Annotated in this window: 6 protein-coding genes; all 6 read right to left on the bottom strand. The window is 41.0% G+C overall.

Annotated elements, in window-relative coordinates:
• Positions 1-400: 400 nt before the first annotated feature.
• Positions 401-2,590, bottom strand: coding sequence for a DEAD/DEAH box helicase (locus tag UF75_RS23435; protein WP_045576940.1), 2,190 nt, complete (start codon positions 2,588-2,590; stop codon positions 401-403).
• The gene (locus UF75_RS23430) at positions 2,587-3,471 is read right to left on the bottom strand and encodes a type I CRISPR-associated protein Cas7 (RefSeq protein WP_045576939.1); all 885 of its coding nucleotides are present in this window, start codon (positions 3,469-3,471) and stop codon (positions 2,587-2,589) included. Before UF75_RS23430 ends, UF75_RS23435 begins: the two co-directional genes overlap by 4 nt.
• Positions 3,461-5,602, bottom strand: a complete 2,142-nt coding sequence (locus tag UF75_RS23425) for a hypothetical protein (protein ID WP_045576938.1) — start codon at positions 5,600-5,602, stop codon at positions 3,461-3,463. The genes UF75_RS23430 and UF75_RS23425 overlap by 11 nt, the downstream gene beginning before the upstream one ends.
• Positions 5,592-6,266, bottom strand: a complete 675-nt coding sequence (gene cas5, locus UF75_RS23420) for a CRISPR-associated protein Cas5 (protein ID WP_045576937.1) — start codon at positions 6,264-6,266, stop codon at positions 5,592-5,594. The genes UF75_RS23425 and cas5 overlap by 11 nt, the downstream gene beginning before the upstream one ends.
• Positions 6,267-6,762: 496 nt before the next feature.
• Positions 6,763-7,740, bottom strand: coding sequence for a WYL domain-containing protein (locus UF75_RS26595; protein ID WP_052693567.1), 978 nt, complete (start codon positions 7,738-7,740; stop codon positions 6,763-6,765).
• Between the two features lie 478 nt (positions 7,741-8,218).
• Positions 8,219-8,447: hypothetical protein (locus UF75_RS29455; RefSeq protein ID WP_045576936.1), on the bottom strand; the 229-nt coding region annotated here is incomplete at its 5' end.

Raw genomic sequence — 8,447 nt, 5'->3', positions numbered from 1 at the left:
TTGGAGTCTTCGAGAGATTAGCAAGTTGGCGCCGTTCTAAATCATCAAATCGGTCTGTTGATGATGTTCGGCTACGACATCTTCCGGGCTCTCGCCTTCTAACTCCATCGCTTTTCGATAAATAACAACTACTTGGTAATAGAAAGTACAACAATGATATGGCGTAATTCTTGACTTCATTCCGTAGCAACACGTAATAGATGAGACATTATCGCCATTGTTTTGCTACTATCCTCAAGGGCATCGCAGGTACGAATTGATGGCTTGATCGAAGTATCTTACAGGTCTCAAATAGCCGTTTCGCAAATGGTTTCGATCCTTCTTGCGCTCCATGTTGCCTTCCGGTAGTCCATCCACCACTGTTGCAATGGCAGAAAGGCGCTCTTCAGTCTACAACAAATTAAATTATGATGACTCCACCACTATACTTCTTCAATTTCACAATGCCTGCCATGTAGCCGAGAAAATCATCGTAGTCAAGATTCCACCTGTATACATTATCCATTATCATAGGCGTTCTCAGTTCGTCCAACTTATATTTGGCTATTTGAACTGAGACTTTTTGCAGTTCTCTCCAATCGACTTTTCCATATTGCAAGCGATCTGCTACAGTTGAATCAACAACGACAAGACGCGTATCGGTGTCAATTACCTTGAAGTCATGTTCTACCTGAGGAAAATTCTGCACCTCTTCGGCGGAAATCAGCTTTTTATGCTTTCCGGATAGTCCATATAGTGCAATTTCATCAGAAATGGATTGCGTGCTTAACTCTGGCTCAATTGTTCTATTTCTCTCAAAATATCCTTTAAGAACAGCTGCGGATTGTTTCAATCCCGGATTAAGCTTTATCATTCCGTCTTCCGAGATGCAGAATGTCCACATTTCCGAATCTCCATGAATGCCTTCTCGGTTTACACGACCCGAAGCTTGCAATAGCGACACAAGTGAGCCGAGCTCCCGAAATCCATTTCTGAAAGATAGGTTTACACCGGCTTCAACACATGATGTTGCAACGAGAGTCCAGTCGGTATCTTCTTTATTTTTCAAACGCTTAATTACTCGGTTAAGTGTATCTTCACGGTAATTTGAAGTCAACGCAGTAGATAAGTGTTCTACACATTCACGCCCAAAGTTCTCCGCAAAAAAATCTGCTAATACAGCAGCGCTCTGAACGGTGTTCATTATGACTAGTCGCGGGCCAGGAAAACCAACAATCCAGTCAGCGAGCTCCGTTGTGCCTTTTGGGCATAAATCGCTATGATAGGAAATCCTACGGTTTTCATAGACCGACAGTCGGTTGCGTAGTTCGTCATCGATGATTTCCGGTACACTGTTGGAATTGTTTGCATCAGATATTTTGGGGATTGTCCAAAACCGATTCAGCGAACCGGATGCCAGTACCCAGTAGCAATTCCACTCTGTGGCATAAATATTGATCCACTTCCAAGCAATCGGAAGAAGGCTAGCCGGCAAAGCGGCATGAGCCTCATCCACGAATATGGCACTTCCGGGCAATTCGTGTAAGCGACGCAGCGTTGCGGTGGAATTTGATGCAAGCGTTTCAAAAAAAGCTACAGCAGTTGTCACAATAATTGGTGCACGCCAAAGTGCAGTTAGGTATCTTGTATCTTCACTTTCAAAATCTGCACGGTGGTGCAGCTCCGCTACAACCTCATCAGCGTTTTCACCTGGCAAAACGAGCATATCTCGATAGGTCTCAACTGATTGTTTAATGATATTAGTAAATGGCAGTACCACAAAGATACGCCGTAGTCCGCGCTTTTCCGCTAGTGCAAGCAGATGAGCCATGACTGCCGTTGTCTTTCCGGAGCCTACCGGGCTATCACAAGAACTTATATCGGAATCAATGTCTACATCTCGACACGCATGATACATTTCGTTTCTTAGCGCATTTCTTTCGTCATTGGCCCCTTTTAGCTGTAACTCAGCAACACGACGGTCTAATTGTTTAAGTCGCTCGGCCGGACGCAACGGAATGGTTTTCGCATTAATTGGATATTTATGGTAGTTAATGGCGGTATTGGTGTGATCAGCATCAGCGATGCATGATAAGAGCATCCGAAAGAAAACCGAACGATTTCCATTAATTTCTTCCTCGGCGTATTTGAAGTGACTTTCTATGAGCTTGTCATGAATTGCTTCTAATTCCGGTAACTCCCTATCTACATCAGAAGCAATGGAAACATCCCGAAAGATTGCATCGCCCTTATTCATTTCAGCAGAAAAATCTGGAAAACCAATGTGATGAGCCTGTATCGCAGCGGCAGAGACTGCGAAAAAGTACTTGTCATTCAAAAAATGAGCCGCTCCTGCATCGACATGATTTCGCGGAAGAGACTTTGACGATATTTTCCCTGAAAGCACATCTTGGTTGTCTCTATTTAACTTGCCCATATCGTGATATGCAGATGCTTTTTCTACCACTTGCGATAGCAATGCTTTATCGTATTTCGAATAACTGACCATATCTCGTACATATTCGCGGGCAAGCGAGCTTACACCACGAATATGTGCCGAGTATTCCTGTTCGGGGATATTTCCTTTTTTACTGTGTGCTAAGTAAATCATTTCAGCATCAAGTCAGTTACCGAGCTTACCTTTCCTATCAATTCCTTCGGCAGAGCGGTTTTGTCCTCATAGTCAGCCCAAGTCGTAGACGCAACAGTCGCATCGCCAAAACGTTTTGGGGTAAGTGCTTCAAATAGCATAAAATCAGGGCAACTGCCAAGAGCATTCAGATGCTCAATATACCAAGCATGCCGAATGCGTACATCTGTGCGAATGGCGGAACGATTCAAATCATACGCTTTCGGAATCAGCAGTTTCAATAAGTCGATGTCTTTATCCGTGCAACCTGTCTTGCCGGCAAAATTGGGATTTACGAAAAACGGCATACAGTAAACACCATGTTCCACAATTCGGAAAGCCAACGGTGCCATACCAGCGTTTTTGCCTTCTTGTACGCCGGCTTTGTTCGTATTGGTGTGGCGAATGATATTGACAGGCGAAATAGATGCGCCAACGCCAAATTGAACAACACCGGTTTTAATGAAACCTTTATTTGCACCTTCTTCCAAAAATGTATTCCCAAAAACTCTTGCGTCCCAATACTTCTGCACAAAAGTACTGGTCAAAAACTTCGTCTGGTCAAAGTTCTTAATATCATTGGACATCTCGCCTTGAATGGACTTTCTATCACGACCGCGCGATTCCAAAATATTGTAATGATCCGTGTCTTTAACATAAACCTCAGGGAGGCTCTTATAAAACGCACTGTCGTGATCCTCCAATAAATCGCGCAACTTGCGTTTGAAGGAAACAGGTGAAATTTCACCAATGCCATTTGGACGCTGGCGAGGGTCGCTCTCTCTATCTGGGTCGCCGTTCGCATTTGAGTTTACAACTTCAATTACCAAAAGACCGGTTGCGCGATTGATTTCACTGTTCATTATTAGACCCTCCAATACTATTATCATTATTGTTGTTATCTGTGGTAATTGCCGATGGTTCACTTTTAGGGAACGATGCAAGATAGCCAATGAAAAGTTGAGCCTTTTCAAAATCGCTAAACCTTGTTGTGTCTGCTATTAATAAACTCAACTTGTTTGCGACATCTTCAAATAGCTTAAGATACCAAGCCGCTTTCCAACTTTCTCTTCCTTCATCCTTCATATTCTTAAAACGGTATTGCTTTGCCCATGTTATATAAGGGTTCATACGAAGGGATAATTGTGTGATTGCCTGATGCGGTGTCTCACCGGCTGACACAAACAGCGCGCTGCCTGCAAGTTGTGGCGGAACATCCCCGCTCCGAACAACTTTGCAGTACAATGTATGAAGCTCGTCGGATATTTTTAATAGCTGTCCGACTAAATACGCCATGTTTTCCATGTACTTCTCCTTTCGGTCATCGTTTTTATCAAGCAGCAGTCCAAGAACGGACAGCAACAAGACGGTTTCTCTTTTCAGCTTTTCTAAGTTTTTCTCTGCGGTCTTATCCTTGCATTTTGATCCGCCATGTACCCAATTACCAAGACAGTTTACCAATCCCGATGAGTTTGTTAGCAGGATATGGAGGTAATTGCAAATCATGCTTTCCTGCATAATGTCGAGCAGCAACTCCATCCCTTGATAGTATTTCATCCGTTCAACTGCAGTTTGGCCTTGTGCCAACTCACCATTTTGTTTCCAAACATTATTAACGATTCGAGCCACATGCAGCGGAAAAGGAATTATCCTCTCTCCAAGGTCATTCCCCGGAATATTGCTGCAGCCAATCTCCCAGTTTTCTGCCGCTCTGATAAGCTGCTCCGGTGAGCAATTTCGGGTAAAAATCACCTTTGACCGAGCTTTGTCCATCTTTCGAATTGTGAAAATTTGAATAAAATCCGGTTTCTCTTGCGCAGAAAAGCCTCTAAGGGCCTTAATAAATTCTTTTGAAACGATCTCGAACCGTGCTTCCGTTTGCGCAGAATTTTCTACTTGATTTGAACCGAAAATCGAAGCGAATTTTGCTGGAACTTCAGGTAATTTAGAGGGGTATACAAATACGATTTCATTCTTATCAACTTTTCGCCATGTAACTCCTTCTCTCTTAGAGTCGGCTACCCATTCAAGTGATTTCTTGACAAGCGAACGGTTTTCCTTTGCGATGGGATAAGAAGCATCATCTATCTTATTATAACGCTTCTGGCAAGGATACCCGTTGAACATTGAACGCAGGATTACGTCAAATCCGTTGAGTTTCACGCTTGGCATAGTTTTCATAGGTTCGCCTACTTTATCGAAAGGTATTCCGAAAGCATCCTTTTCAACTTCTGCAGACAGGTTAGAAAACCCAGATCCAGCAGATATCAACAACCTATTATTTATCCATTCGGTAGTTTGTTCGCTGGCGACGGGATACCCATACTGCCGCCAATCAAATAGATCCAATACAACTGACAACGATGGACCTGTATCATTTATAGATGTTTTTTTGGGGTTTCCCTTATGGAACAGTATGGCAAGCGCTATACTAATGTCCTCTTGTTTTTGAAGCTTTATGAAAATACATTTCTCCAAAGCCGCTCTGAAACTTTTTTCTGGTTTGTCCGAAAAACCGTTCGCCAAATGTACCAACTCTGAGATAAGAGCACTCTCCGACTGTTCCGGGCTACTGATTAATTTCATCAGGTTTAGGGGAATATCATGTAAACACCTTTTCACCTTTTTGACAAGCCCGATATTCCAATTACCAGTAGTGCACCATAATCTGATTTTATCCAAGTCGAGCGCTGTGTGATCTTTTTCAAAACGTTCCAGCTCCAAAATATGCTTCTCATCGATAATACGGTATAGTGGAGCAATATTGAAGGCAGGAAAAGTTCCTTGAAAATTTCCGAACTTTCTTATCGACTGTGCAAGCTCTGCACTTATACTTTCAAGCTCACAGATCGATCCATCCTTGGTAATCCATATTCTGATACAGGGAGTTTTTGAAGTAACCTTAGGCAATTCTTTGTATTTATCATGCCACTCCTTAGTGGGGATACCTTTGCTTTCCAAAGTGCCAGACAAACTATACAATTCATTCAGCATCGTATTTCCCCCGTTTTTGATATTCAAGCACGCCATCTTGAATGATAAGGTCTTTGTCGTATTCATAGGAAACAGGAGAAGCATATCCCTTGGAAAAGACCTGTCTAAGCATGGATGGTATGATTACTGGAAGCAAATCAGACAGCACCTGTGTTGAGTCACGAAATTCGCCAAAATATGAGGGAGTGAACTCTTTCCATCCCAATGCCGGAATGGAGTAGCACTGACCTCGTTTAAGTCGTCTTTCAAAAATGCTTTGATAAGCATGACCGGGTGAGGTCGTTTTTTTATCCCACTGCACAGCACTTTCCGGCAATCTGCTTTTTTCTTTATTTGAAACAACTTCTGCGTACAGTTTATAACAGACATCAATTAACACGGTAGCATACAACTGATAGTTGTTTCCCTCTTTAATCAATTTTGGTTTTCGCAAAGGTCCTCCATAGTTTGTGCAATAGGAGTGGTATTGTATGGGCGCACACAACTCCACTTTTGTGGGGATTATTTCTACATCCGGCCCCCATAAAACAGATTCAAAAATAGCCTTGGCAGCAGAATATGTTGGAGCTGGATAGCTGACCGGACAGTCACCGGTATCCGGTCTTGTCCACATTGCGGTATTGCCGGCTATCTCCATTTCAATAGGGTAAGACAATCGAACCATAAAAATCCTCCTTTGTTTCAATGATATTAAGTGTTTGAAACCAGGGAAAATCAGGAAAGTAAGGCTCATCGAGGGATGCTTTATGAGTTCTGTGATGAGATTAATTAAATTGAGTTTAGAGTGGCGTTTTTACTTATCGTGAACTTATTTATGTCACGATTCGTGATATTCCTTTCCTCTCCAAGATAATGATTGATAAGATTTTTACTGATTTCATGAACATACTTCCAAGACTTATGAAGCACAGACTAGGATTAGCATCTGCATGAATTGCTTATTTTGTCAACTCGGTCGCGACCGTAAGTTGAGTTACAAATACTTGTTTCCGAAAAACCTACTTCTTCATACAAATCTAAATCTTTCAATTAAAAGAAACTCTTCTTACTTTTGACTAGATCAGTCCCGTAAACCCAAATGATATCGGATAATACAGTACGCCATTAATCTTCAAATCTCTATCTGAAAGTTATGTTTATAAAATTCAGTTCCAATTTTCTCAAGCATTATCGTAGTATTTAGCCAACAGCTCTTGCACCTCCCTCCTTATCTCCTCCCTCAACTCCTCCGGCTCCAAACATACAGCCCCAGCACCCCAGCTTAGAATCCACTTTTTGATTTCCCATGTTCCCTCAACGCAAACAGTCAAGATAAGGCTATCTCCCTCTAACTCCTCAATTTTCTGCGTAGGATGCCAGATATTTTCTCTGATCAGCCTCGACACAGGTGGATTGAAACGTACTTTTACGATTATTGGATTGCCTTTACCCAAATACCAACTATTTTTGAAGAAGTCTTCAAGACAAAACTCACTAGCAATTTGAAATTTAGTGTTTAATATATCTAAGTTCCTTATCCGATCAATGCGGAAAATACGAATTTCTTTACGCAGTTGGCAAAAACCAATAAGATACCAACAACCTTCACGAAACAACATGTGATACGGGTTTACTCTTCTAACTGAAACAGTGTGGCTAGAATATGAGTCATAATTAATTTCAACAGTTACTTGATCTAAAATTGCTTGATTAATTTGTGAAAAGATTTTCTCCCATGGGTAATAATCTTTCATCTGTTTAATTACAACACTGGTCTTGGGTTCCAAGCTTTGAAAGAATTGCTCATCCTTCTCGCAAATCACTTGAGAGATCTTTCCTAAGGCTGACTTCAAATCGTTTGTATATGGAAATCCATTCTGTTCTAATAACACTCGTGAGGCAACAAATACAGCCAAAGCCTCCGCACCCGTAAAAACAAGAGGCTTTAAGTAATAAGAACCCCTCGATGCAAATCCTCCGGCGGCTCCGGTTGATGAAGTAATGCTAAATCCCGCTTTTCGAAGGTTACAAATATCCCTCTGAATAGTCCGAGTTGTCCTCCCAAATATCTTAGCTAATTCTCTTGCTTGAATTCCAGGAGAATTCTGTATCATATACACAAGGTTTAATAACCTTTCTGTATGTTTTAAATCATCCATCTCAAACTCCCTTAATTTCTCTTTTCTTCTACTCTACCCCAATATGTAATTTATGGCAAAAATTGAGCGACACATGTTTGTCATAATAGATTTATTAAGAAAACTTTATTTAAGCAACAATCTTCTCGCTGGTGTTAAGCTCTCAGAGCATCCCCCCACTAATAGTTAAGAAATTTAATTGTGTTCAATATTTAAAGGTTGATTTTTAAACATGCTTAAGTGATAATAAATCTAAAGATATGCTCTAACGTATTTATTGAATAGAAATTGTCCGCTTCAATTGGCAATTTATTTTTTTTGAACTAAACAATTACAAACTTTAATAACGCCTTGTATGTCTTCCACATTTTCCCTCATTTCTCCTGCTATTGTAAAAAATCAAAGAAAAAATTGTCAGATCATAATCAAAAATAACGATCTGACAATATAAAAGAAATTTATTTCCCCGCACACCTAAAAATGTAAATAGTTGTTATCCCTATCCTTCTTCCATAGTAACTTTTATGTTTTCTCTGTTTTCCTCCAGGGGGCGTAAGAGGTCTAACGACCCAATAACTGCCCCCATAATAATTAATAACATAGCAATGATAGTAACATAACTTACTTGCTTTCCGCCTAGCAAGATCAAGACTATTGTAGAGGTCAATGGTAATAAATAGGCAATCGAACCAATAACACGAGGATCCCCTTTTTTTGAGTGATGCGCT

Origin of the sequence: Desulfosporosinus sp. I2 (genome assembly GCF_000960765.1) — a bacterium.
In the GTDB taxonomy this organism is placed as follows: domain Bacteria; phylum Bacillota; class Desulfitobacteriia; order Desulfitobacteriales; family Desulfitobacteriaceae; genus Desulfosporosinus.
This window is presented reverse-complemented; position numbering and strand designations above follow the sequence as displayed.

What these genes read in the sequence shown, in the direction of transcription:
- UF75_RS23425 (WP_045576938.1), bottom strand. Translation starts at nt 5,602, where the DNA reads ATGCTGAATGAATTGTATAGTTTGTCTGGCACTTTGGAAAGCAAAGGT.
- UF75_RS26595 (WP_052693567.1), bottom strand. Translation starts at nt 7,740, where the DNA reads ATGGATGATTTAAAACATACAGAAAGGTTATTAAACCTTGTGTATATG.
- UF75_RS23430 (WP_045576939.1), bottom strand. Translation starts at nt 3,471, where the DNA reads ATGAACAGTGAAATCAATCGCGCAACCGGTCTTTTGGTAATTGAAGTT.
- cas5 (WP_045576937.1), bottom strand. Translation starts at nt 6,266, where the DNA reads ATGGTTCGATTGTCTTACCCTATTGAAATGGAGATAGCCGGCAATACC.
- UF75_RS23435 (WP_045576940.1), bottom strand. Translation starts at nt 2,590, where the DNA reads ATGATTTACTTAGCACACAGTAAAAAAGGAAATATCCCCGAACAGGAA.